Raw genomic sequence first — 23,609 nt, 5'->3', positions numbered from 1 at the left:
TGGTGTGACCGATCTGGTGTGACCGCCCTGGTGCCGGCCTACGCCGTCTCCTGCGCCCCGCCCGCCGTGACGTCCCGTACCCACGGCGTCTTCGCGTCCACCCGGCTGCTCTTCTGCACGTCCCAGGTGCCGTAGCGCGGGTTCAGGTCGACGTGGAGCTCCTCGGACGCGGTGGACAGCGCCTTCCAGAACGCGGGGTCCGTGGTCTGCGTGCCGAGCTTGCCGGCGAGCTTCGTCGCCTCGACCTGCAGGCGCAGATTGTCGTCGAGGCGCTTCGGCGCGATGCCGTACTTCTGCAGCCAGGTCGCCTCCAGCCCCTTCGAGCCGCCCGCCTGCTGCTCCAGGCGGGCACGCATCTGCTGGATCTCCAGGCGGCTGATCGTGATGCCCTGGTCCTGCGCGGCGCGGTGCAGCACCCGGTCGAGGACCATGTTGTGCAGGGTGTCGCGGGTGAGGCTGCTGGTGGCGGCGAGGACCTGCTGGTACTGCGCCTCGTCCGGGACCGCGGCCTTCTGCGCCTTGCGGACCTCGTTCACCCGGCCTTCCAGCTGGGCCACGGTGATCCGCTGCCCGCCGACGACGGCCGCCGCGCCCGGATGCGCTTCGTCTCCGCACGCGGTGAGCAGGGGGGCCGCGGCGGCGATCGCGGCGGACAGGACGAGCGCGGTGCGTCGGCGGCGGTGCAAGGGAACCTCCCGAGGAGATTGTGCGACGGTGCACAAAGTCTTGCGGTGATCGATGGTAGGCAGTGGGCAAGCTCTGGCCAACCCATTCGACCAACGATTCGCGCGCGCTTCGGGCACCGTCGCGCCGCCCCGGCCGGACCGCCGGTCAGCCGGTGATGGCCACCGGCGCGTCCCACGCGTCACGGTCGACGGTGATCGTGACGCCGCCGTGCGTCTCCTTGCTGTTGACCAGGTACTGGTGGGCGCGGCTGTGGCCGGTGAACTGGGTGGAGCCCCACGGCCAGTCCGCGGTCGTGGTGTTCTGCTTGTCCCACAGCGCGTACCAGAGGTTGCCCGGCAGGTCGGTCTTGTTCGTGGCGGTGGCGACGGCCTTGGCGCTGGAGCTGGTGAAGCCGTAGTAGCCGGTGCGGTACGTCTTGGCGTGCAGGGCCTTGTCGAAGGCGCGGACATACGTCAGCACGGCGTCGTTGCACGACTTGTTCGTGATGTCGTACGCCTCCATGTCCAGGTAGATCGGGCTGCCCGCCTTCATGCCCAGGGCGGAGGCCTTGGCCACGGCGTCGGAGGCGTCGGAGGCGCCGAGGGAGGCGGCGGTGGACGCGGTCAGCTTCTCCGGGTTGGAGCCGGACTGGCAGGGCGGCTGCGCGCCGACGTAGAGCGGGATCAGCTTCCAGCCGATGCCGCTGACGGACTTGACCCAGGAGGCGGTCAGGTTCGGCTGGTTGCAGCCGCGGTTCTTGCCGCCCACGTAGACGGCGGCGGCACCGTAGAAGCCGGTGTGCCAGGCCTTCATGGCCGACAGGGAGGGCGCGGTGCAGGTGTCGAACGCGCGGCCGGTGTACGTCTTCTGCGCGGGCCAGGTGGTGGCGGCCATGGAGGTCTGCGCGGCGATGCCCGCTCCGGCCACGACGGCTGCACCGGCGACGCCCCACGTGATGTATCTGCGCTTCTTGGACTGCCGATGGCTCGACATGAAAATCCCACCCCTGTGTGTGCTGCTGTATGCGCTGCTTGGTGTATTGCTGTGCGAAAAACGGACCGCAACCTATCCGATGCCGGGTCCGTGTCCGGAGAACTCCGCCTCAGGAGGGCCACAAGGATCTCCCAGGGAACGGCAAAGACTAGCCACGGACCTGCCCCAGCCACTGCAGGGTCCGCCTGATCTCGGCGGCCAGCGGGTTGCCGGGGCCGTGTATCCGCTCGACGTCCAGCAGCAGCCGCGCGAGCGTGTCATGGGCGGCGGGCCGGTCGCCGAGGGCGAGCAGCAGGTGGCCGATGCGGCGACGGACGTCGTGGGCGAGTTGCGGATCGCCGGAGACGTACTGGTTCTCGTAGTACGGCAGCAGCGCCCGGTACTCGGCGAGTGCCGCCGCCGGTTCGCCGAGCTGTTCCAGGCACTGGGCGGCGTCGTAGCGGAAACGCAGGGACTGCGGGTCGGCCTGGCCGGCCTCGGCGGCGCGCTCGTCGGCGAGGCGGCGCAACTCGGGCAGCGCGCGCCGGTACTGGCCGTCGTCCATGAGGGTGGCCGCGTACTGCTTGCGCAGGGTGCGGACGACCGGGGAGTGCTCGCCGTGCTGGTCGGCGGCGACGGGCAGGATCGCGCCCAGGATGTCGACGGCCTGGGTGATACGGCCCTCGCCGAGCAGCCGCTTGACCTCGTCGACGGCGGCGGCGACGTCGGGCTTCTCGGCCACGGGCGGCGTGGGTGCCACGGGGGCGGGCTGAGGCGCGGGCGTGCGCGCCCGGTCCGGCCAGGGGGCGTGCGGGCGCAAGAAGGGGCGCGTCGGGTCGAGCGGGGCTCCGGTGGGCGTACCGCGCGCGGGCAGGAGCAGCGCGAGGTGCTCGTACACCTCCTGCGCGGAGGCGGGCCGGTGCTGCGGGTCCTTGGCCAGCAGGCGCAGGACCAGCGCCTCGAGGGCTTCCGGGACCTCCGGACGGATCCGGCGCACGGGCAGCGGCGGCTCGTACAGATGCCGGTGCAGCACGCCGAGCGCCGTGGAACCCACGAACGGGACGTTCCCGCTGAGCAGTTCGTGCAGCAGCACACCGAGCGCGTACAGGTCGGTGTACGGGCCGACCGCGCCGCCCATGGCCTGCTCCGGCGCCATGTAGGCGGGCGAGCCGATGGGCGAACCGGTGTGCGTCAGTCGTGTGGTGTCGGTGTCCATGACGGACGCCACGCCGAGGTCGAGGACGGTGACCGTGCCGTCCTGCTTCACCATCACGTTCCGCGGTTTCAGGTCGCGGTGGACGATCGGCACCGCGTGCACGGCGCTGAGGACGGCGCACAGTTGCGCGGCCACGGCGACCGCCCACTGCCACGGGTAGGGGTCGTGCTCGGCGAGGTGGTCGGAGAGGTCGGCGCCGTCGACGTACTGCATGACGAGGAACAACTCCTCGCCCTCGCTGCCCGCGTCGTGCACGGTCACCAGTCCCGGATGGTCGACCTGCGCGGTCACCCGGCACTCGCGCTGGAAGCGGCGGCGCAGCTCGTCGGCCTCCTGGCCGGCCACCTTGTCGGGGCGCAGCAGCTTCACCGCCACACGCCGGTCGAGCCGCTGGTCGTACGCGGTCCACACCTGGCCCATGCCACCCTGCCCGATGAGCGTGGACAGCTCGTAGCGGCCGGCGACGACGCGGCCTTGCGCCACGCTCACCTTCCGCTCTCGTGGTTGCCGTCGTGGTTGCGCAGGTAGTCACTCAGTTCGTCCAGCTCCGCGCGCACCTGGTCGATGCGTGCGGGCGCCGGGCGCTGGGGCGGCGGCGGGGTCGACACGGGCGGCTGGGGCAGGGGCGTGTGCGGCATGGGGGGCGGTGTGTGCGGGCTCAACGGTGTCTGGGGCACGCTCGGCACCGTCGCCGCGGTGAACGGCGACGGCTGCTGGTAGCCGTACGCCGCCGCGGGCTGCTGCGCGCGGAAGGCGCCGCGGAGTCGCTGGAAGTGGCGTATGTCCGCGGCCAGGTAGTACGCCAACGCGGCCACCAGCGTACCGAGGAGCAGGGTGATGCCCACATAGCCGCCCGCGGTGTGGATGTCGTCGCCCGGCTCGCTGCCGATCAGCACGATGCTGAGGACGTCGGCTGCGAGCACCGCCACGAACAGTCCCCAGTCCAGCGACCTGCGGGTCACGATGGCCAGGCGCAGCAGCATCGCCCAGGCGAAGAACCCGATGCTGAAGAAGGCGATCACCACGAACAGCAGGCGCAGGAAGATCAGCCACCCGGTGTGCGGCGGCTGCTGCACCGGCTGTGCGTAGCCGTGGCCTTGCATGGCTGCTCCTGTTCGCCTGAAGAGGACCTGCGATCGTCGCGTTGTCGCTTCGAGCGTATAGGCCGACACGGACAAGCGGCCCCGGGTTGTGCCGAACCGTTGTACTGCTGATCACAGCACGGCTCAGCCGGGCGCCACCGTGCCGTCCGTCAGGCCGTCGTACATGCCGCGCACGAGCTGCTCGCCGAGCCGGCCCGCGTGCCTGAGCGCCCGCTCGAACTCGTCGAGGGCGCGGAAACGCTCGCCGTAGCGCCGCTGTTCGTCGAGCGGCAGCCGGGGAAGCTGCAGGCGGCGCACGTCGAGGCGGGTGGCGGTGGACGCGTAGCTGCTGGCCTGGCGGTTGTTGGCGGTACCGCGCAGGAACCCGGCGACGAACCACGGATCGAGCGCGGTGGAGTCCGGGCGAAGCAGCACAAGGTTGCGTCCCAGGGCGGCGCCCGCGGTCGCGTCGTCGATCACGCGCGCCACCGAGCCGCCGCCGAGCACCGGGACGACGACGTCGCCCGGTTCGGTCAGCACGGCCTCGTCGTCGCTCTCGGGGAGCGTCCCCGAAGGCGCGGTGCCGGCGAGGACGTCGTGGTCGGTGAGAACGGCTACGCGCGCGTGGCCGCCGCTTCCGCCCGTGCGCATCACCAGGGCGCCTCCGCGCGCGAGTTCCCCGACGGTGGTCAGCGGCCAGCGCGCCGGCTGCGCGGAGTCGGCCGGGGGCGGGGTGAGGTCGGCGGTCAGGCGCAGCGTCTCACCGAGGCGTTCGCGTACGGCCGTGAGCTGTCGCGCGCCGTCGGGTGCGGCGGGCGGCGGCAGGTGGCGGGCGGGGGCGAGGTCCACGTCGTCGTCGAGGAGTTCGATGACCGGCACCGAACGGGCCAGCCCCGGCCGTTCCTCGCACCGTCCCTCGCGCGCGAAGGCACACCAGGCGTCGAGGACCGCGTCCCGCACGGCCTGCCAGTCGGGGCCGCCACGCCCCCCGGTGGCGAACCGCCCGGTGTCCGCCAGGAGCACCTCGGGGTGCGCGGGCGTCCGGTCCGGGCGGCGCAGCACCCACAGGTGCAGGGGGATGTTGTACGGCGGCGCCGCACCCACCGGCAGCGCGACGACGGCGCGCAGCGCGCCCCGGCGCAGCAGGTCGGCGCGGATACGGCGGCCGGAGCGGCGGGAGGCGGCGGCGGGCGGCATCAGCAGCACGGCGGTGCCGCCGTCCCGGAGCCGGGCGAGCGCGTGCTGCACCCAGGCCAGCTCGGACTCGGTGCGCGCCGGGAAGCCGTACTCCCAGCGGGGGTCGTAGGCGAGTTCGTCGTGCCCCCAGTTGCGCTCGTTGAACGGCGGATGGCACAGGACGGCGTCGGCGCGCAGCTCGGGGTAGGCCTCGGCGCGCAGGCTGTCGCCGACGGCGGCGCACACCGCCACGCGCGCGTGCAGCGCGATCCGCAGCGCGGTGAGCGCAGCGAGCTCGGGGGCGCTGTCCTGCCCGTACAGCTCCTGGTCGGGGCCGGTTTCGACGGCGCGGAGCAGGGCGCCGGTGCCGCAGGCCGGGTCGAGCACGGTGCGGGCCGGACCGGCGAGCTCGGCCATGAGCCGGGCGAGTTCGGCGGGGGTGAGCGTGTACTGGCGGGGGTTGGCGTCCAGATGGCGTCCCAGCAGGAACTCGAAGGTCTGCCGCGCCCCGAGCTCGGCCGCGAGTTCGGCGGCGCCGCGCAGGAGGGGCGCGGAGGGGAGCAGTTCGGGGCCGGCGGGGAGGTGAACCGCTGGGGCGCTCGGGGCGCTGTTCACAGCGCCCGCCCCGGCCGCATCGCGCCGCTGGTGGACGCGACGGTCGGGGGTCGGACCGAAACGCGGGACGAGCACCTGTTCGAGCGCGTCGGGCAGCATCGCGGCCATGCGCGCGTCGGACCCGGCGCTCACGTCCAGCCAGACGGTGGGGCGGTCGTGGATCAGCAGCAGGACGCAGCCGGCGTGCACCAGCGCGGTGACCGGGCCGCCCGGGTGTCCGGCGAGCTGCTGCCAGACGCGTTCCCGCAAGGGGACCTCGGCGAGTTTGCCCTGCTTGCGCAGCCATGCCTCGACCTCGGCCAGGGCGAAGGAGGGGCTGGTCTCGGTGCCGCCGACGGGCTTGGGGAAGTCGGCGTGCCGACGGCGCCAGTTGCTCACGGCGGCACGGCCGACCCCCGCGAGCCGTGCGATTCCGGCGGCGGTCACTTCTGTGGCGTTGTCCTGCACCCGCGCCGCTCCCCTCGTCCTGTGTGTGCGGCGAGCATACCGGCGTACACAAGATCCACGCATTCACGAGCGTGTACCCACTCGATACCGTGAACCGTGTTGACTCGGTTCACAGGTTCTGTTCTTATTGACCCAGCGAACGGGCGACAGCCGGTCCCGGACCGGCCCCGCCCCGCCCCACCCACACCGCGCCGTCTCCCAACCAAGGAACTCCCATGCGTCGCACCGCACTTGCCGTTGTCTGTCTCGCCGCCGCGGCCACCGTCGGACTCACCGGCTGCATGCCCGGGCAGGCCAAGGCGGACAGCAAGCCGAAGGGCCCGTTCGCCGGACTGACCGGTGGCGAGATCGTCGACCGGGCGATGAAGTCCACCACCGGAGCCGCGTCGCTGCGGATGAAGGGCGACGTCAGCGACGACGAGAGCGACGGCACCATCCAGATCGACATGGCCGTGAACAAGAAGGGCGAGTGCGCCGGCACCATGAGCATGGGCGGCCAGGGCAAGGCCGAACTGATCAAGACCGGCGACACCGTCTACATGAAGTACGACGAGGCGTTCGTACGCGCCCAGAGCAAGGGCGAGTCCAAGGAGGACACGGACGCGGCCGTGTCCATGCTGGCCGGGAAGTGGACCAGGATGGCCGCCAAGGGGCAGGACGCCAAGGACATCGCCGGCCTCTGCGACCTGGACTCGGTGCTCGGCGGCGCCGAGGACGGCGACTCGGACGCCACCCGCGGCAGGACGACCACCGTCGACGGCACGCCCGCGATCGTGCTGCACGAGAAGGACGGCAAGGACCGTTACACCGCCTACGTCGCGACCGAGGGCAAGCCGTATCTGCTGCGGATCGACGGCTCGTCCGCCAAGGAGCCGCTGAACCTCACCTTCAGCGACTACAACCGGCCGGTGCCGGCGAAGAAGCCCGCCGGCAAGATCCTCGACCTGGACGCGCTGGACGGCTGAGCCGGTCCCGGCACCCGCTCACAGCGGGTGCCGCATCCATACGTTGGGCTCGACGTACACGGCGTACCCGCGCTCCGGTTCACAGCGCACCGGCACCAGCGCGCCGGGCACCTCGATGTCGCCCTGGGTGTCGAAGGGCAGCCCGGTCCAGCGGCGCCACTGCTCCAGCGAGCCGGAGACGGTCATGGAAGCCGGGGCGATGGAGTCGATGGTCGCGCCGGCCCGGGCGTGGACACGCAGCCACGGGTCGTACGGCAGCCCGTCCTCGCGCACCCGGTGGGCGTACTCGGCCATGGGCGTATGCGGTTCCAGGTGCTTGGCGTTGGGACGGACCGGGGCGACGACCTCGGTGAAGCCCTTCGCTCGGGCGTTGTCCCGCATCGCCGACAGCATCCGCCCGGACAGGCCGAGCCCCTGGGCGTGCGGGGCGACCACGATCGAGATCGCGCTCACCGTGTCGGGCCGCACCCCGCGGCGCAGATCGGAGAAGGCACGGACGAGCACCTCGTCCCAGCCGCGGGCGGGCAGTTCACGACAGCCGTCGGCGTGGAGCGCGAAGGGCACGCTGTAGGCGTGGGCGACGACCTCGCCGCCCTCGTCCTCGGCGAACAGCACGTACTCCGGGAGTTCGACGGGGATCCGCGGGTAGTGCGCGCCGCCCACCGCGTCCTGAGTGGTGAACTCCGCCCAGGTATCGGGCATGTCGAGAATCGCACCGAGCATCTCGGGGCGGTCGGCGAGACTCGACACCTTCAGTTCCATGCGGTCACGGTAGGGGAGACAACCGCCTGGCGAGAACCGGGTTTTCCCCCACCGGTCGGCTCACGCGCCGCACTGCGCCAGCATCATCCGCTTGTCGGCGACCGTCACGGGCAGTTTGTACTTCAGTGACACCTGGGCGACGCGCACGGAGTACGCGCAGCGGATCGTCTTGTCCGGCGGCAGCCAGGTCGCCGGGCCGGAGTCGCTCTTCGCGCCGTTGGTCGGGCCGTCCACCGGGATCAGGTTGAGCGGATCGTTGGCGATGTCCTCCCGCTCACCCTTCGTCCAGCGTGCCGCGCCCATCTGCCAGTCGTACGACAGCGGCATGACGTGGTCTATCTGGACCGTGGTCGCACGGGACTTGGTCCACTCGATCGTCTTCCCGGTGTACGGGTCGTGCAGCGTCATGGAGGTGACGACGCAGTTCGAGCCCGCCCGGTAGCGGACCTGCTCCCCATCACGCTTCAGGAGGTCGTTCCGGGTGTCACACCCGTTGTGGGCGAAGGGGATGCCGCCCGGGGCCGAGTCCATCCAGGCGTAGCCGAACTTGTCCCGCTCGTAGCCCGTCTTGGGGCCGCGACCCTTCGTCGCCACCTTCTCGATCAGCGACCGTGCCTTCGCCTTGTCCGCGGCCGACGTGATCGCCGCCAGCCCCGGCTTCGTTCCGTCCGGATTGTCCAGCGGACTCACCGCCCGGCCGTTCCCGCCGGTCGGGACGGCGGAACCGGAGGGCCCTCCGTCCGCGGGTGTGGTGAGGTCCTTGCAGCCGGCGAGCATGACTCCGGTGGCCAGCACCGCGGTGGACGCCAGGAGGACGCGCCGCCTTCCGGCACCGCGTCCCGTACAACCGGCCCCGTTGGCATGCCCCTTGACCGTCCCGCCCCTCGGACGCATCACGTGCGCCTCCTCCTGCCCGCCCTGTGCCGCCGCCGCACGGGCGGATCCTTCCTGGTCCACCGTAGCGGCCGGCCGGTGGGGAACGGAGAGCGCCCGGGGGCAGAACGGCAGGCGCGTGCAGCGCGCGAGCAGTCCTGACCCGGTGAGCCTCGTACCCCGTTTTCCTCCAACCTTGCCTCGGCCGACCGGGCTTGACCCTGACCCTGGCGTCAGGGTCCGACGATCCCGGCATGAGCGAACCGAGCACACCACACCGCACCCCTCGCACCGTCCTGGTCACCGGAGCCGGCACCGGCATCGGCCGCGCCACCGCCCGCGCGTTCGCCGCCGAGGGCGCGCAGGTCCTGGCCGTCGGCAGACGCCCCGCACCCCTCGCCGAGACCGCCGACGGGTATCCCGGGATCGTCCCTCTCCCCGCCGACATCACGGCCGAGGACGGCCCGGCGACCGTCGTCCGTGCCGCACTCGAACGCCACGGCCGTATCGACGTACTGGTCAACAACGCGGCCGTGGTCAACACCGAGTCCCTGCGCACCTACACGCGTGCCTCCGTACAACCCCAGCTCGCCACGAACCTCCTCGCCCCCGTCCTGCTCACCCAGGCCGCGCTCCCCGCGCTGGGGGAGAGCCGCGGTGTCGTGGTGAACGTGACGACGTCGGTCGGCCAGCGCGGCTGGCCCGGCAACTCCCTGTACGCGGCGGGCAAGGCGGCCCTCGAAGTACTCACCCGCAGCTGGGCGGTGGAGCTGGCACCGCTCGGGATCCGGGTCGTCGCCGTCGCCCCCGGCGCCATCGAGACGCCGATCGCCGACCACTCGGGCTACACGCCCGAGCAGCGCGCCGCCATCCGCGCATGGCAGCTCGACCACACCCCGCTCGGGCGGGTGGGCCGCGCCGAGGAGGTGGCCTGGGCGATCAGCCGACTGGCCTCGCCGCAGGCGTCGTTCATCACCGGCGTGGTCCTCCCGGTGGACGGCGGCGCCGTGGTGGGGTGACCTCCAGTGGTCACGTGGCCTCGCGCAGCGCCGCCGCCAGCCGCTCCCGCACGGCCACCTGTGCCGCGATCCGTGCGTCGATGACGGCCAGCCGGTCCTTGGCGACCTGCAGTCCCTTCGGGGAGATCCCCCCGGCCGTCACGTCTCCGTCCAGACAGGGCAGGAACACCCGTACGTCGTCCAAGGTGAGCCCCGCGTCCAGCAGATACCGGATGTTGCGGACGCGGACCACCGCCCCGGCGTCGTACTCGCGGTATCCGTTGGGGGCGCGTTCGGATGCGATCAGTCCGGCCTGCTCGTAGTGGCGCAGGGCACGCGGCGTCGCCCCGGTCGCCGCCGCCAGCTCACCGATTCGCACGCGCCCCCCTGCTCAGGACCCCAGGACGGAGGCCAGGAACTCCCCGACCCAGCCCAGCAACTCCCGTCCGACCAGCGGTTTCCCGCCCACCTTCGCGGTCTTGGGCCGCGGCACCAGCACCTGGTGGACGGCAGGCTTGATGACCGTTCCCGGGTACAGCCGCTTGAGCCGCAGCTCCTGCGACTCCCGCAACTCCACCGGCGCGAAGCGGACGTTGGTGCCCTGCAGCACGATCTCGCCGACCCCGCACGCGCGCGCGAGCATGCGCAGCCCCGCGACCAGCAGGAGGTTCTCCACCGGCTCGGGCAGCTTGCCGTACCGGTCGGTGAGTTCCTCCCGTACCGCCTTGATGTCCTCCTCGGAGTTGGCGGAGGCGATGGCCCGGTAGGCCTGCAGGCGCAGCCGCTCGCCGGGCGCGTAGTCGTGCGGGACGTGCGCGTCGACGGGCAGCTCGATCTTGACCTCGAGCGGCGGCTCCTCCTCGATCTCGCCGGTCTCCAGCTGGCGCCGGTAGTCCGCGACGGCCTCGCCGACCATGCGGACGTACAGGTCGAAGCCGACGCCGGCGATGTGGCCGGACTGCTCGCCGCCGAGGAGGTTTCCGGCGCCGCGGATCTCCAGGTCCTTCATCGCCACGTACATGCCCGCGCCCATCTCGGTGTGCTGGGCGATGGTGGCCAGCCGCTCGTGCGCGGTCTCCGTCAGCGGCTTCTCCGGCGGATAGAGGAAGTACGCGTACCCGCGCTCGCGTCCTCGGCCGACCCGGCCGCGCAGCTGGTGCAGCTGGGACAGGCCGAAGGTGTCGCCCCGTTCGACGATCAGGGTGTTGGCGTTGGAGATGTCGATGCCGGACTCCACGATGGTGGTGGAGACGAGCACGTCGAACTTCTTCTCCCAGAAGTCGACGACGACCTGTTCCAGCGCCGACTCCGACATCTGGCCGTGCGCGGTGGCGATGCGCGCCTCGGGGACGATCTCCCGGAGTCTGGCGGCGGCCCGGTCGATGGACTCGACCCGGTTGTGGATGTAGAAGACCTGGCCCTCGCGCAGCAGTTCGCGGCGGACGGCCGCGCCGATCTGCTTCTCCTCGTACGGGCCGACGAAGGTCAGCACCGGGTGCCGCTCCTCCGGCGGGGTGGTGATGGTCGACATCTCGCGGATGCCGGTGACCGCCATCTCCAGGGTGCGCGGGATGGGCGTGGCCGACATGGTCAGCACGTCCACGTTGGCCCGCAGCTTCTTCAGCTGCTCCTTGTGCTCGACGCCGAAGCGCTGTTCCTCGTCGACGATGACCAGCCCGAGGTCCTTGAACTTGGTCTCGGAGGAGAACAGCCGGTGGGTGCCGATGACGACGTCCACCGAGCCCTCGCGCAGGCCCTCCAGGACGGCCTTGGCCTCGGTGTCGGTCTGGAACCGGCTGAGCGCCTTCACGTTGACCGGGAACTGGCCGTAGCGCTCGGAGAACGTCCCGAAGTGCTGCTGCACCAGCAGCGTGGTCGGCACCAGCACCGCGACCTGCTTGCCGTCCTGGACGGCCTTGAAGGCGGCGCGGACCGCGATCTCCGTCTTGCCGTAGCCGACGTCGCCGCAGATCAGCCGGTCCATGGGGACCGACTTCTCCATGTCCTCCTTGACCTCGGCGATGGTGGTGAGCTGGTCGGGGGTCTCCGCGTACGGGAAGGCGTCCTCCAGCTCGCGCTGCCAGGGGCTGTCCGCGCCGAAGGCGTGCCCGGGGGCGGCCATGCGCGCGCTGTACAGCTTGATCAGGTCGGCGGCGATCTCCTTGACCGCCTTCTTCGCGCGGGCCTTGGTCTTCGTCCAGTCGGCGCCGCCGAGCCGGTGCAGGGTGGGGGCCTCGCCGCCGACGTACTTGGTGATCTGCTCCAGCTGGTCGGTGGGGATGTACAGGCGGTCCCCGGGCTGGCCGCGCTTGGCGGGCGCGTACTCGACGACCAGGTACTCACGGGTGGCGCCCTGGACGGTGCGCTGCACCATCTCGATGTACCGGCCGACGCCGTGCTGCTCGTGGACGATGTAGTCGCCGGCCTCCAGGGTGAGCGGGTCGATCGTCTTGCGGCGGCGGGCGGGCATACGGGTGCCGTCCCGGCCGGCCGCCTTCTGCCCGGAGAGGTCGGTCTCGGTGAGCACGGCGAGCTTGAGCGCCGGGTCGACGAAGCCGTAGTCGATGGAGCCGCAGGAGACGTGCACGACGGAGGGGCTGAGCTTGCCGAGGTCGGCGTCGAGGCGGGCGGCGATGCCCTCGCCGCCGAGCACCTCGGCCGTGCGGGCGGCCGGGCCGTGGCCCTCGGTGACGAAGACGGTGCGCCAGCCGTCGGCGAGCCAGCCCTTGGTGTCGGCGAGGGCCTTGGCGGTGTCGCCGCGGTAGGTCTCGGGCGCGTGCATGCCGAGCTTGAGGGTGCCGTCGTCCAGGGTCTCGTCGGCGGCGAACGGTGACACCGACCACCACATCATGTCCAGTTCGCGGGCGCGGTCGCGGACGTCGGCGATGGACCACAGGGAGGCCGCGCCGACGTCGATGGGCGCCTCGCCGCCACCCGCGGTGGCCGCCCAGGAGGCCTGCAGGAACTCCTGGGAGGTCGCGACGAGGTCGGCGGCACGCGTGCGTACCCGCTCCGGGTCGCACACGAGCGCCATGGCGCCCTTGGGCAGCACGTCGAGCAGCAGCTCCATGTCGTCGACGAGGACGGGAGCGAGGGACTCCATGCCCTCGACCGCGATGCCCTCGGCGATCTTGCCGAGCAGCTCGCCGAGCTCCGGGTGCTGTTCGGCGAGGGCACGCGCGCGTGTACGGACGTCTTCCGTCAGCAGCAGTTCACGGCAGGGCGGGGCCCACAGGCCGTGCTCGGCGACCTCCAGGGAGCGCTGGTCGGCGACCTTGAAGTAGCGGATCTCCTCGACGTCGTCGCCCCAGAACTCGATGCGCAGGGGGTGTTCCTCGGTGGGCGGGAACACGTCGAGGATGCCGCCGCGTACGGCGAACTCGCCGCGCTTCTCGACCAGTTCCACGCGCGCGTACGCGGCGGCCGCGAGGGCTTCGACGATCGCGTTCAGGTCGGCGGTCTGCCCGGTCCGCAGGGACACCGGCTCGAGGTCGCCGAGGCCCTTGACCTGCGGCTGGAGCACGGACCGTACGGGCGCGACGACGACGGAGACCGGGCCGGTCTCGGGGTCGTCGGGGGTGGGGTGGGCCAGGCGGCGCAGGACGGCGAGGCGACGGCCGACGGTGTCGCTGCGCGGGCTGAGCCGCTCATGGGGCAGCGTCTCCCAGGAGGGGTACTCCACGACGCCCTCCGCGGGCAGCAGCGAGCGCAGGGCGGCGGCCAGGTCCTCGGCCTCCCGTCCCGTCGCCGTGACCGCCAGCACGGGGCGTCCGGCCTCGCGGGCCAGGGCGGCGACCGCGAAGGGGCGGGCCGCCGGGGGGCCGACCAGGTCGACGTGCATGCGGTTGCCGTCGGCCGCCGCCTTGATCGCTTCGGCGAGGGCGGGGTCCTTGACTACGGCGTCGAGCAGACCGTGCAGGCTCATTCGGGGGCGGCTTTCGTCCGGGGTGGGCAACACGACGGGCCCGACACGCGTGGCGGGCCGGGGGTTCCCAGAGTACGACGCCGGGGGCTGTCACTCGGGGGAGTGAACGCGGTGGCCCTGTGGAAGGACGGCGGCTACCGTATTCACGTGGGCTAGCCCGTTGGTTAGTCCACCATTCGGGAGGTCTTTATGAGCACGCAGCACGCCCAGCGGCAGTACAACGTCCACGACGCCAAGACCAACTTCTCTCGGATACTGCAGCTGGTGGAAACAGGGGAAGAGATCATCATCAGCCGGGCGGGGGAGCCGGTGGCCAAGGTCGTGCCGTTCCGGGCCACTGTTCAGCGGACCGCTCGCGGCTCCCTGAAGGAGCCGGTGGTGTTCCATGACGACTTCGACGACATGTCCGACGATCCGGGATTCGCCGAGGCGTTCGGTCTTGGGCAGGAGACGAACACGTGAGGCTTCTCGCCGACACGCACGTCGTGGTCTGGTGGCTGCTCGACTCCCCGGAACTCTCCGACGAGATCAAGGGGCTGCTCGACGCGGAGCCCGAGGCGTACATCAGCGCTGTCACACCCTGGGAACTTGCGCTCAAGCAGGCACTCGGCAAGCTGGACGCACCGGCCGACCTGCCGGAACGGGCCCGGGACTGCCAGCTCAGGTCCCTTCCGATCAGCATGGGTCACGGTATCCACGCCGCACGGCTGCCCCTCCACCACCGCGACCCCTTCGACCGCATGCTCATCGCCCAGGCACAGCTCGAAGACCTCACCGTCATCACTCGTGACACCTGGATCCCCAAGTACGACGTCCCCGTCCTGCGCGCATGACAACGGCCCGGTGCCGAGAAGTCCCCCGTGACTTCTCGGCGCCGGGCCTCCCCGTGCCCCCGTGTCCCCCGTCGGTGTGGCTACTCGGTCGCGATCGCGTTCAGTACGTTCATCCGCCCCGCCCGGAACGCCGGGACCAGCGCCGCGAACAGGCCCACGAAGGCCGAGCCGGCGAAGACGGCGATGATGGTGGGCCAGGGGATGTCGAGGACGTTCAGGCCCGCCAGGGCGAGCAGCTTCTGCGCGGTGGCCCCCCAGCCGAGGCCGAGGCCGAGGCCGAGCAGGGCGCCGAAGAGGGCGATGACCACCGACTCCAGGCGGATCATGCGGCGCAGCTGGCGGCGGGAGAGGCCGATGGCCCGCATGAGGCCGATCTCCCGGGTGCGCTCCACCACCGACAGGGCCAGGGTGTTCACCACGCCCAGCACCGCCACGATGATCGCCAGCGCCAGCAGGCCGTAGATCATGTTGAGGAGCTGGCCGATCTGGTCCTTGAGCGCCTTCTTGTAGTCGGTCTGGTCGCGCACGGTGTACTCGGGGTACTCGTGCAGTGCCGACTTCAGCGCCTTGTAGGCGGCGGCCTGCTGCCCGTCCTTGGCGCTGGCGAAGACCAGCTGGTCGAGCGGCATCTCCTTGGCCGGCACGTACTTGGCGAGGGTGGCGATGGAGGTGTACTTGGCGCCCTGGTCGATCACCTCGTCGCTGCTGGTGATCGCGCGGACCGTCAGATGGGCGGTGGACCCCTTCTCGAAGGCGACGGTGATCTTCGAGCCGATGTGGATGCCGTGGGCCTTGGCGAACTTCTCGTGGACGGACATCGAGTCGGGCAGGTAGGCGTCCTTGAGGTCGCCGGCGACGGTCTTCTTGCGCAGGTCGGACGCGTACGTGGGGTCGGCCGCCGTGATGTCGGTGTCCTTGAGCGTCTGACCGTCGGGGGTGGTGTAGTCGGCCTTGGTCGTCTTGTACTCGGTGACCCGTGCGAGGCCCGGCGTCGACTTCACGGCCTTCACCGCCTGCGGGAAGACCACGTCCCCGTTGTCGTTCTGGATGATGAAGTCCGTACCGACGGTCTTGTCGAGCTGGTCCGTGGCCGAGGCCACCATGGAGGAGCCGACCACCGACAGGCAGGCGACCAGTGCGAGGCCGATCATCAGGGCCGCGCCGGTGGCACCGGTGCGGCGCGGGTTGCGCAGCGCGTTGCGCTCGGCCATCCGCCCCACGGGCCCGAAGATCCGCAGCAGTACGGCGCCGAGGACGCGCACCAGGCCGCCGGCCAGCAGCGGGCCGATGACGACGAAGCCGATCAGGGTCAGCACGATGCCCAGGCCCAGCCATGAGGAGCCGTCCTTCGCCTTGTCGGCGTGGGCGGCGACGTACAGGCTCAGACCGCCGGCACCGGTGAGGACGGTACCGATCAGGGCCCGTATCCAGCCGGCCCTGCCGTCGGCCGGGGTGCCGGCGTCGCGCAGCGCGGCCATCGGGGAGACCTTGCCGGCCCGCCGTGCGGGCAGGTAGGCGGACAGGACGGTGACCACGACACCGAGGAGCAGTCCGATCACCGGGGTGGTCCAGGCGACCGTCAGGTCGTCGGTCGACAGGTGCATGCCGATCTTGCCCATGAGCTTCATCAGGCCGACCGCGATGCCGATGCCCGCGCCGATGCCGAGCACGGACCCGACCACGCCGAGCAGCAGTGCCTCGACCAGTACCGAACGGTTGACCTGTTTGCGGGAGGATCCGATGGCCCGCATCAGGCCGATCTCCCGGGTGCGCTGGGCGACCAGCATGGAGAAGGTGTTGATGATCAGGAAGATGCCGACGAGGAAGGCGATCCCGGCGAAGCCGAGCATCGCGTACCGCATGACGTTCAGCGAGCTCGCGACTTCCTTCTGGTTGGCGTCGGCGACCTCCTTGGCGGTCTGCACCTTGTAGCCGCCGCCGAGTTCGGCCGCCACGCTCTTCTTCAGCCGGGCGTCGGTCACACCCTTGTCCGCCGTGACGTTGACGTTGGTGTAGACGCCGGTCTCGCCGACGAGCGTCCGCTGCGCGGTGCGGGTGTCGAGGTAGAAGATCGCCGCGCCGGGGTTGGTGACGGTGAAGGTGGCGATGCCGGAGATGCGCGCGGTGTGCGTGCCGACCGCGGTGATCACACCGATCTCGTCACCGAGCTTCAGGTGGTGCTTGTCGGCGGTGTCCGCGTCGACCATGATCTGGCCGGAGCCCTTGGGCGCCGCACCGGTGGTGATCTTCATGGTGCGGGCGTCGTTGCCGTTCCAGTTGCCGACGATGGTCGGGGCGCCGCTGCTGGGCGAGAGCTTGTCCTTGTCGGCGTCGACGACGGTGACCTTGGTGGAGAACACCGTGCCCTCCGCGGCCTTGACGCCCTGGGTGCGGCGGACCTTGTCCAGCACCGCGGCCGGCATCACCGGCGGCTTGCCGTTGTCGGAGGTCGTCTGACCGGTGTCGGAGGCACCCTTGGCACTGACCTGGACGTCGGAGGAGGTGGCCTGGAACAGCTTGTCGAAGGTGGTGTTCATCGTGTCGGTGAACACCAGCGTGCCGCACACGAACGCCACCGACAGCAGCACCGCGATCGCCGACAGCGCCATACGGCCCTTGTGCGCGAAGAAGTTGCGCATCGAGGTCTTCAGGACGGTCATGACGTACGCCCCCGGGCGTCGAAGTCCTTCATCCGGTCCAGGACCTGGTCGGCCGTCGGCTGGTGCATCTCGTCGACTATGCGGCCGTCGGCGAGGTACAGCACCCGGTCCGCGTAGGAGGCGGCCACCGGGTCATGGGTGACCATCACGATGGTCTGGCCGAGCTCGTCCACCGACGTGCGCAGGAACCCGAGGACTTCGGCGCCGGCCCGGGAGTCGAGGTTTCCGGTCGGCTCGTCACCGAAGATGATCTCGGGGCGGGCGGCCAGGGCGCGGGCCACGGCGACGCGCTGCTGCTGACCGCCGGAGAGCTGGGTCGGCCGGTGCTTGAGCCGCCCGGCGAGGCCGACGGTCTCCACCACCCGGTCCAGCCACGCCCTGTCGGGCTTACGGCCGGCGATGTCCATGGGCAGCGTGATGTTCTCGAGCGCGTTCAGCGTCGGCAGCAGGTTGAACGCCTGGAAGATGAACCCGATCCGGTCCCGGCGCAGCTGCGTGAGCTTCTTGTCCTTCAGGCCGGTGATCTCGGTCTCGTCCAGGTAGATCTGACCGCTGGTCACCGTGTCGAGCCCGGCGAGGCAGTGCATCAGCGTGGACTTGCCGGATCCCGACGGGCCCATGATCGCGGTGAACTGGCCGCGGTCGATGTCCACGTCGACGTGGTCGAGGGCGACGACGCGGGTCTCCCCCGACCCGTACGCCTTCACGACCTGCCGCGCCCGCGCGGCAACGGCCGTACGCCCTCCAGTGCCCCCGTGCCTGGGAATGGTCACAGCCGAAGTCACGGTATGTCTCCTATATCGGTCGGCAAGTCTGCGTGGATCCGCCCCGGTGAGCCGGTGCGTCGTTCTGGGTACGCCGATGAGTCTCCCGGCCGACGGGCCGCCGCGCGCTGGTGCGAAGCCCCGTCTTCCAGGGGGGTTAACCCCACCGGCGCCGGTTCGGTCAGCCGCCCCCCGACGGCGTAAAGCCAGGTTAAGGACCGGACCGGTGCCATCTCCTCCTCCGGCGGGACGAACCCTCCCCCGGCCGTTGTACGGAGGAACCCCTAGGGGCTGTCCACCCCGGGGTGGAGCGCGCCTAGGGGCCCTGTCCACCCATCGGCCCGTCAGCCTGCACCCTGCCGCCGCGTGAGGGTCAAGTGGCAACCTTCTCCGGGGAGATAGGTGCAGGGGGCAAAGGATCAGGGGGTTCCGGTGGGCGGTGCCGCCCGGCCGCTCAGGGCAACCGCACGGAGACCTCGGGATTCTGCGGTGACGGCCCGTCGAGAAGCGGCTGGGCGAGTGCGACCGCGGCCTCGCGCGCGGCCGAGGCGGAAGTGGGCGCCGCGGCGGAAGTGGGCGCCGCGGCGGCGGAGGCGGGGCCGGCGGCGAGGAGCGGCAGGGACAGGGCCAACGCGAGCGCGGCGGCCGTGACGGCGGCCGGGCGGCGTAAGCGAGCAGATCCAGAAGACCGGCTCATGCGGGAGACCCTAGGAGGTGGACCGCGGAACGGCATCGCCGCAGGGAGCTACCCAATCCTGGTCCCACAGGGGCACGACAGCCTCCTGCGGTCGGACATCCGGGCCCGGGCCTCCGACTCCGGTCGCACGCCCGCGCGCCGTGGGCGGGCGTGGGTCCGGGGACGGCGGGACGCCTACTCGACCGCCCGCCCCGTCCACGTCGTGAGGCTGCTGCGCACGTCGTCCATCTGCGCCTGCATGTCGTCCCACGTCTCCCCGTGCTCACGCAGCACCTGCTCCGTCTCCCGGGCGATCGCGTCCTCGCGCACCCGGGCCTCGGCGAGGATCTCCGCGGCACGCGCGTGCGCCTCCTCCAGGCACGGGCCCACCGATGCCCGAGCCTCCTCCAGTTGCCGCTCCGCCTCCGCCAACGCGGCCTGCGCGCGCACCATCCGCTCGGCGTGCAGCGCGTCGAGCGCGGCCGACCGCTCGACCTCCTCCTGCTCCAGCGCCGCCCATCGCGCCGCATGCTCCCGGGTCTGTTCGGTCAGCATCCCGGAGGTCCGCTGCCGCATCTCCCGCAGCGCGGCAAGGGCCTCGCTGCGCCCCTCCTTCACCGCGCGCCGCGTGCCGATCCGGATCTCGTCCGCCTCGGCGCCCGCCGCCAGGAGCCGCTGGCGGGCGCGCTCCTCGACGTCCCCGACGAGCGTGTCCGCGTACTCCGCGGCCGCCCGGCGCACGCTCTCGGCGTACGCCTGCGCCTCCGAGACCTCGTCCCGTGCCGCGGCCCGCGCCGACTCCCGTACGGCCTGCGCCTCTTCCACCCCGAGCTGGAAGAGACGCCGCGCGCCCTCTCCGAGCGCCTCGTACGTCTGCGGTGCGAGCCGCGCCACCGTCTCGCGCAACCGGGCCACCTCCACCGCCATGTCCTTGGCGAGCACGGTGAGCCGGGCGGCCCGCTCCCAGGCGGCGTCCCGGTCCCGCGAGAGCGCCTCGGTGAACGCGTCGACCTGGCCGGGCCGGTAGCCCCGTCCCCGGACGGCGACGAAGCCGTGCGGCGACACCGGTGCGCTGCGCATCCTGTGAACCCCTCTCCGTCAGACACACACGAAATGATGATTTCGGGCATATTTTGATCTATCGGACGTAAGCGTTCACAACACGACACTCCGCAGACATGTCGCGGCCAGGTTCCCGCACATGCGAAAGGGCCGGCCCCGGTCACCCGGGTCCGGCCCCACCGACTGCACCGACCGCGCTACAGAAGCCCGTCCCACATCTGCTCGAGCAGCACCGACCACCAGCTCTCCGGCGAACCCAGCGCCGCCGGGTCCAGCGACGCCAACTGCGCCTGGAAATCGACCGTCCAGCGGCCCGCCTGCTCCGGATTCAGCCCGAACCGCAGCCGCCACATCCGGCCCAGCAGCGCCAGACAGCGCGCGAACTCCGGCAGACCGGTGTTCACGAACTGCGGCGGTACGGGCCCACCGCCCGGCCCCGCCTCCACCGGCACGGCGACGATGTTCGCCGTCCCGTACTGCACACAGATCGCCTTCCCGAAGTCCGTACCCATGACCAGGTACGACCCCGCGTCCGGCGCCGGCTGCACCCCGCGCTCGGCCGCCAGCTCCGCCAGCGTCGGCACCGGACGGCCCGGCTGAGCCTGCGCCCAGAAGAACGGGCCCATGTCCACCGGCAACCCGGCCACCACCAGCGTGTGCGCCACGACCGGCGGCACACCCTGACGCGACACCGCCTGCTGGTCGAACCGGAACACCCCCGGCCCGAACGCCGCCGCCAGCTCCTGCCCGACCGCCTCCGGCGGAACCGGCGGCGCGGACTGCACCGGCGGCAGCGGCGCCCGCACCGGCGCCGGCCGCGCGGGACCGTCCGCCACCTGGTGCAACTCCCCCTGGTGCGCCAGCAACTGCTGCATCCCCTGCCGCCGGCTCGCGTGATCCGTACCGTACGGCGCGATGCTCGCGATCCGCGCCTGCGGCCACTGCTCCCGGATCATCCGGGCGCAGTACGCACCCGGCAGCTCACACGACTCCAGCTCCGTGTGCAGCTCCAGCACCTTGTCCGGCGGGACGTTCATCGCGCGCAGCTCATGGAAGATCTGCCACTCCGGGTGCGGCGTGCCCGGCGCCGAACGCCGGATCAGCTGCTGCTCGGAACCGTCGTGCGCGCGGTAACGCAGCACGGCCTGATAACCCGGGCCGACCATCGGCTGCCCCTGCTGCGGATAGCCGTACGACGGAGGCTGCCCCGGCGGGGGCATCGCACCTGGCGGCGGCATGGCACCGGGGGGAGGCATGGCACCCGGAGGCGGCATCGCACCGGCCGGGGGCATCGCGCCGGGAGGCGGCATGGCACCAGGCGGCGGCATCGCACCGCGAGGCGGCATCGCACCGGGCGGCATAGGCTGCGGCCCACCCGGCGCCCCGGGCGTGGGCGGCGGCGGAGGCGGTGCGCCGGGACCCGTCACCGGGGGCGCGGCCAGCACCGTCTCCGCGTGATGCACGGCACCGCCACGCCCGCCCGCCGAAGCACCCGGCGCACCCGGCGCACCAGGCCCACCCGGCGCACCGGGACCGGCCGGACCCGCCGGACGCTGCGGAGCGGCTCCACCCGGCGGCCGCGCGGTGTCACCCGGCGGATTCGGCCCCGCGGGCCCCTGCGGACCGAGCCCCGACACCATCTGCGTCGGCGCGTACCCGCCCGCCGACGCACCCGGCGCCCCGGGCGCACCCGGCGGGGGCGGCGGCATACCCGGCGCCCCGGGCGGAGGCGGCGGCATACCCGGAGTCCCCGGCGCACCCGGAGGCGGCGGAGCACCCACCCCGCCGCGCGCCCGGCGCGGCGGAGGCGCGGCCTTGCTCGTCGCGGCGTCCGCGATGTCCCCGGCGTTCGGCGCCAACGGCCGCCCCGGCCCACCGGGCGCACCAGGACCACCGGGCCCACCGGCCGCAGGCTGAGGCACACCCGGAGCACCCCCTGGCACCGGCGGATACCCGTACCGCGGCGCACCCGGCGGCGGAGGCGGCGGCGCCCCCTGCGCACCCCCCGGCACCGGCGGAACCGGCGGAGCAACCGGCGCACCCGGCCCGTCCACGACCGGCCCGTCCACCGGCGCGACCGCCGTCCGCGGCAGCCCGCTCCCGCCCTTCAGCAACGCCGTCCTGGCATCCGGCGGCGTCGGCGGGCCCTCGCCCGACTCACTCAACGGCGGCGCGAACACCGTGTCGGGCAACGGCACCGAACGATCCTCACCCGCGTCCGCGTTCGTGTCCGTACCCGCCCAAGGCGTAGCCCCGACCGGCACCGCATCCGACGGCACCGCACCGGACGCCACCGCATCCGACGACACGGCACCGGCCGGCACCGCATCCGACGGCACAGCACCCGAACCCCCGGCCCCCGGAACCGGCGTCCCCGCCTGCGTCTCGGGCAGCGCGTCACGCTCGGACCGGCGATCCGCGATCCCCAGCTTGTCCGCCGCCTCCTGCAACCACTCCGGCGGACTCAACAAGAACGACGTCTGATTCAGATCCACCCGCGCCGCAGGCGCCGGAACCGCGTCCGCCACCTCGCCCTCACGGCCGTACTCCTCCTCGTACCGGCGGATCACCTCACCCACCGGCAACCCCGGCCACAACGTCGCCTCACCACTGTCCCGGGCGATCACCAACCGCTGCGCGCCCGCGTCCGACCGCGGACCCTCCGCACGATCCTCACCCCACACCACGAAGCCGAGCTCGAACTCCCGCACCCGCACCTCACGGTGCTGGTACACCGGCACGTCTCCGTTGATCCACTCCTCCGCGCGCTCCTGCGCCTGAGCGAACGTCACCATCGCAGACTCACTCCCCCACGGAAGAGACCGGAACGGCACGCGCGAAACCACCGTCCACCATCAGGTTCGCCACCGTCTCCAACTCCGGCGGACTGCCCGCCAGCCGCGACAGAAAAGCGTCGAAGTCATCACCGCACGGCAGCAGCAACCGCTCCACCCGCTCCGCCGGCGACCACCCCGGATCCACGTCCCGCACATCGTCGTACGAACAGAACCACACCGAACCCGGCCGCTCGCCCCGCACCTTCACCGCCAGCAGACCACCCTGCACGAACGCCACCCCGAGATAGTCCTTCGTCAGATGGTCACGCAGGCACTTGTTCACATACACCAGATCGTTCACCGCGGCCTCGTCCCGCACCGTGAAGAACGGCTGATCCACCAACAACCCCAACTCGGCGTCCAACGCCGTACCCACCGGCGCACACCCACCCGCCGCCTTCAGAAACGACCGGTACGCACCCGGCAACCGGTACCCCAGGTCCTCCTCGACCCCCTGTACCTGCTGCTCCGTCACCGCCACACCCGACTTCGGCAACCCGAAATGCGCCGGACGCGTCTCCTGCAACGGCCGCGTCCCCCGCTTCTCCTGGTCCACCTGCGCCGTCGCCACCCCACCGTGATGCCTGAGCAGCGCCTTCACCTCGACCGGAACCAACTGCAGCCGCCGCGAACCCACCACGTGATGCCACGTCCACCCGTGCGGCGTCGCCACATCCGGCACCAGGTCCCACAACTCGTGCCCCGTCGCCGCCAACGCCGCGTTCGCCGACACATAATCCGTCAACCGCAGCTCGTCCACACCGAAACCCTCCGGCGGATCGGCGATCTCCGCCGCCGCACGCGCATAGGGCGAGAAATCGGGGTACCCGCGCTCATCGACACGCACCCCCCTCGGATGACGTGCCGCCCGGACCGGATCCGGGAAATGCACCACCTGCCCGGCATAGGCCGCGTTCGGCGGCGCGGCCCGTCCCCCGGCCTGGCGGCTGGGCGGTGCCCCCAGCCCGAGCCGACCTGTCGTCATGGCGGTAGCCCCCTGCGGCGTTCTCTCAGGCCTGTACGGCGGTATCGATCGCGGATGCCGACAGCCTAAGCGGTACACCGACACCGGTCACCGGC

The 23,609-nt window shown here is 71.8% G+C and carries 19 protein-coding genes; 4 read left to right on the top strand and 15 right to left on the bottom strand.

The features are described 5' to 3' along the window. Nucleotides 1–38: 38 nt before the first annotated feature. The 5 genes from ACFYZQ_RS23800 to ACFYZQ_RS23780 form a co-directional block, all read right to left on the bottom strand. Nucleotides 39–686 (bottom strand): SurA N-terminal domain-containing protein, encoded by a 648-nt coding sequence (locus ACFYZQ_RS23800; protein WP_389151073.1) that lies wholly within the window; start codon nt 684–686, stop codon nt 39–41. A 145-nt stretch (nt 687–831) separates the two neighbouring features. Further along, entirely contained in the window at nt 832–1,659 is an 828-nt protein-coding gene (locus tag ACFYZQ_RS23795) for a glycoside hydrolase domain-containing protein (protein ID WP_389151070.1), read from the bottom strand. Between the two features lie 148 nt (nt 1,660–1,807). Further along, the gene (locus tag ACFYZQ_RS23790) at nt 1,808–3,301 is read right to left on the bottom strand and encodes a protein kinase (protein WP_389151369.1); all 1,494 of its coding nucleotides are present in this window, start codon (nt 3,299–3,301) and stop codon (nt 1,808–1,810) included. 38 nt (nt 3,302–3,339) lie between these two features. Next, complete coding sequence (locus ACFYZQ_RS23785; RefSeq protein WP_389151067.1) at nt 3,340–3,957, bottom strand: hypothetical protein; 618 nt, start codon at nt 3,955–3,957, stop codon at nt 3,340–3,342. Nucleotides 3,958–4,080: 123 nt separating this feature from the next. After that, nucleotides 4,081–6,174, bottom strand: a complete 2,094-nt coding sequence (locus tag ACFYZQ_RS23780; protein WP_389151064.1) for an N-6 DNA methylase — start codon at nt 6,172–6,174, stop codon at nt 4,081–4,083. Nucleotides 6,175–6,389: 215 nt separating this feature from the next. Between ACFYZQ_RS23780 and ACFYZQ_RS23775 the strand changes: the two genes are divergently transcribed. Continuing rightward, entirely contained in the window at nt 6,390–7,139 is a 750-nt protein-coding gene (locus ACFYZQ_RS23775) for a hypothetical protein (RefSeq protein WP_389151061.1), read from the top strand. 18 nt (nt 7,140–7,157) lie between these two features. Here the strand turns inward: ACFYZQ_RS23775 and ACFYZQ_RS23770 are convergent, their stop codons facing one another. Further along, entirely contained in the window at nt 7,158–7,901 is a 744-nt protein-coding gene (locus ACFYZQ_RS23770; RefSeq protein WP_389151059.1) for an N-acetyltransferase, read from the bottom strand. Between the two features lie 60 nt (nt 7,902–7,961). Continuing rightward, nucleotides 7,962–8,795 carry an HNH endonuclease family protein gene (locus ACFYZQ_RS23765; RefSeq protein WP_389151366.1) on the bottom strand — a complete coding sequence of 278 codons (834 nt, stop codon included), beginning with the start codon at nt 8,793–8,795 and terminating at the stop codon, nt 7,962–7,964. 233 nt (nt 8,796–9,028) lie between these two features. On the opposite strand from ACFYZQ_RS23765, the gene ACFYZQ_RS23760 reads away from it, so the two are divergent. Then, nucleotides 9,029–9,793 carry an SDR family NAD(P)-dependent oxidoreductase gene (locus ACFYZQ_RS23760; protein WP_389151056.1) on the top strand — a complete coding sequence of 255 codons (765 nt, stop codon included), beginning with the start codon at nt 9,029–9,031 and terminating at the stop codon, nt 9,791–9,793. A gap of 10 nt (nt 9,794–9,803) precedes the next feature. On the opposite strand, the gene ACFYZQ_RS23755 is transcribed toward ACFYZQ_RS23760, so the two are convergent. Further along, nucleotides 9,804–10,151 carry a MerR family transcriptional regulator gene (locus ACFYZQ_RS23755; protein WP_389151053.1) on the bottom strand — a complete coding sequence of 116 codons (348 nt, stop codon included), beginning with the start codon at nt 10,149–10,151 and terminating at the stop codon, nt 9,804–9,806. 12 nt (nt 10,152–10,163) lie between these two features. Next, complete coding sequence (gene mfd, locus ACFYZQ_RS23750) at nt 10,164–13,697, bottom strand: transcription-repair coupling factor (protein ID WP_389151050.1); 3,534 nt, start codon at nt 13,695–13,697, stop codon at nt 10,164–10,166. Nucleotides 13,698–13,886: 189 nt separating this feature from the next. Here mfd and ACFYZQ_RS23745 point away from each other — a divergent pair, with 189 nt between their 5' ends. Continuing rightward, a complete protein-coding gene (locus ACFYZQ_RS23745) occupies nt 13,887–14,159 on the top strand; it encodes a type II toxin-antitoxin system Phd/YefM family antitoxin (RefSeq protein ID WP_389151047.1) in 273 nt (90 codons plus the stop codon). Continuing rightward, nucleotides 14,156–14,530, top strand: a complete 375-nt coding sequence (locus ACFYZQ_RS23740; protein WP_389151045.1) for a type II toxin-antitoxin system VapC family toxin — start codon at nt 14,156–14,158, stop codon at nt 14,528–14,530. The genes ACFYZQ_RS23745 and ACFYZQ_RS23740 overlap by 4 nt, the downstream gene beginning before the upstream one ends. 80 nt (nt 14,531–14,610) lie before the next feature. Here the strand turns inward: ACFYZQ_RS23740 and ACFYZQ_RS23735 are convergent, their stop codons facing one another. From ACFYZQ_RS23735 to ACFYZQ_RS23710, 6 genes are all read right to left on the bottom strand, one after another. Next, the gene (locus ACFYZQ_RS23735) at nt 14,611–17,190 is read right to left on the bottom strand and encodes an ABC transporter permease (protein WP_389151042.1); all 2,580 of its coding nucleotides are present in this window, start codon (nt 17,188–17,190) and stop codon (nt 14,611–14,613) included. Then, on the bottom strand, nt 17,187–17,975 hold the full coding sequence (locus ACFYZQ_RS23730) for an ABC transporter ATP-binding protein (protein WP_389151040.1): 789 nt from the start codon (nt 17,973–17,975) through the stop codon (nt 17,187–17,189). The genes ACFYZQ_RS23735 and ACFYZQ_RS23730 overlap by 4 nt, the downstream gene beginning before the upstream one ends. Nucleotides 17,976–18,408: 433 nt before the next feature. Further along, nucleotides 18,409–18,651, bottom strand: coding sequence for a hypothetical protein (locus tag ACFYZQ_RS23725; RefSeq protein WP_389151037.1), 243 nt, complete (start codon nt 18,649–18,651; stop codon nt 18,409–18,411). 174 nt (nt 18,652–18,825) lie between these two features. Then, nucleotides 18,826–19,710, bottom strand: coding sequence for a cellulose-binding protein (locus ACFYZQ_RS23720; RefSeq protein WP_389151034.1), 885 nt, complete (start codon nt 19,708–19,710; stop codon nt 18,826–18,828). Between the two features lie 179 nt (nt 19,711–19,889). Next, a complete protein-coding gene (locus tag ACFYZQ_RS23715; RefSeq protein WP_389151031.1) occupies nt 19,890–22,487 on the bottom strand; it encodes an SUKH-4 family immunity protein in 2,598 nt (865 codons plus the stop codon). 7 nt (nt 22,488–22,494) lie between these two features. Continuing rightward, on the bottom strand, nt 22,495–23,514 hold the full coding sequence (locus tag ACFYZQ_RS23710) for an SMI1/KNR4 family protein (protein ID WP_389151028.1): 1,020 nt from the start codon (nt 23,512–23,514) through the stop codon (nt 22,495–22,497). Nucleotides 23,515–23,609 lie beyond the last annotated feature (95 nt).

The sequence above is a fragment of the Streptomyces sp. NPDC001843 genome (assembly GCF_042891955.1).
Taxonomy (GTDB): domain Bacteria; phylum Actinomycetota; class Actinomycetes; order Streptomycetales; family Streptomycetaceae; genus Streptomyces.
The sequence above is the reverse complement of the archived record's forward strand: the minus strand, read 5'-3'. Positions and strand labels throughout refer to the sequence as shown.

Bases quoted from the DNA above. Each gene is read 5' to 3' on its own strand.
- ACFYZQ_RS23795 (WP_389151070.1), bottom strand. From the start codon at position 1,659: ATGTCGAGCCATCGGCAGTCCAAGAAGCGCAGATACATCACGTGGGGC.
- ACFYZQ_RS23785 (WP_389151067.1), bottom strand. From the start codon at position 3,957: ATGCAAGGCCACGGCTACGCACAGCCGGTGCAGCAGCCGCCGCACACC.
- ACFYZQ_RS23775 (WP_389151061.1), top strand. From the start codon at position 6,390: ATGCGTCGCACCGCACTTGCCGTTGTCTGTCTCGCCGCCGCGGCCACC.
- ACFYZQ_RS23770 (WP_389151059.1), bottom strand. From the start codon at position 7,901: ATGGAACTGAAGGTGTCGAGTCTCGCCGACCGCCCCGAGATGCTCGGT.
- ACFYZQ_RS23765 (WP_389151366.1), bottom strand. From the start codon at position 8,795: ATGCGTCCGAGGGGCGGGACGGTCAAGGGGCATGCCAACGGGGCCGGT.
- ACFYZQ_RS23760 (WP_389151056.1), top strand. From the start codon at position 9,029: ATGAGCGAACCGAGCACACCACACCGCACCCCTCGCACCGTCCTGGTC.
- mfd (WP_389151050.1), bottom strand. From the start codon at position 13,697: ATGAGCCTGCACGGTCTGCTCGACGCCGTAGTCAAGGACCCCGCCCTC.
- ACFYZQ_RS23745 (WP_389151047.1), top strand. From the start codon at position 13,887: ATGAGCACGCAGCACGCCCAGCGGCAGTACAACGTCCACGACGCCAAG.
- ACFYZQ_RS23735 (WP_389151042.1), bottom strand. From the start codon at position 17,190: ATGACCGTCCTGAAGACCTCGATGCGCAACTTCTTCGCGCACAAGGGC.
- ACFYZQ_RS23725 (WP_389151037.1), bottom strand. From the start codon at position 18,651: ATGAGCCGGTCTTCTGGATCTGCTCGCTTACGCCGCCCGGCCGCCGTC.
- ACFYZQ_RS23720 (WP_389151034.1), bottom strand. From the start codon at position 19,710: ATGCGCAGCGCACCGGTGTCGCCGCACGGCTTCGTCGCCGTCCGGGGA.
- ACFYZQ_RS23715 (WP_389151031.1), bottom strand. From the start codon at position 22,487: ATGGTGACGTTCGCTCAGGCGCAGGAGCGCGCGGAGGAGTGGATCAAC.
- ACFYZQ_RS23710 (WP_389151028.1), bottom strand. From the start codon at position 23,514: ATGACGACAGGTCGGCTCGGGCTGGGGGCACCGCCCAGCCGCCAGGCC.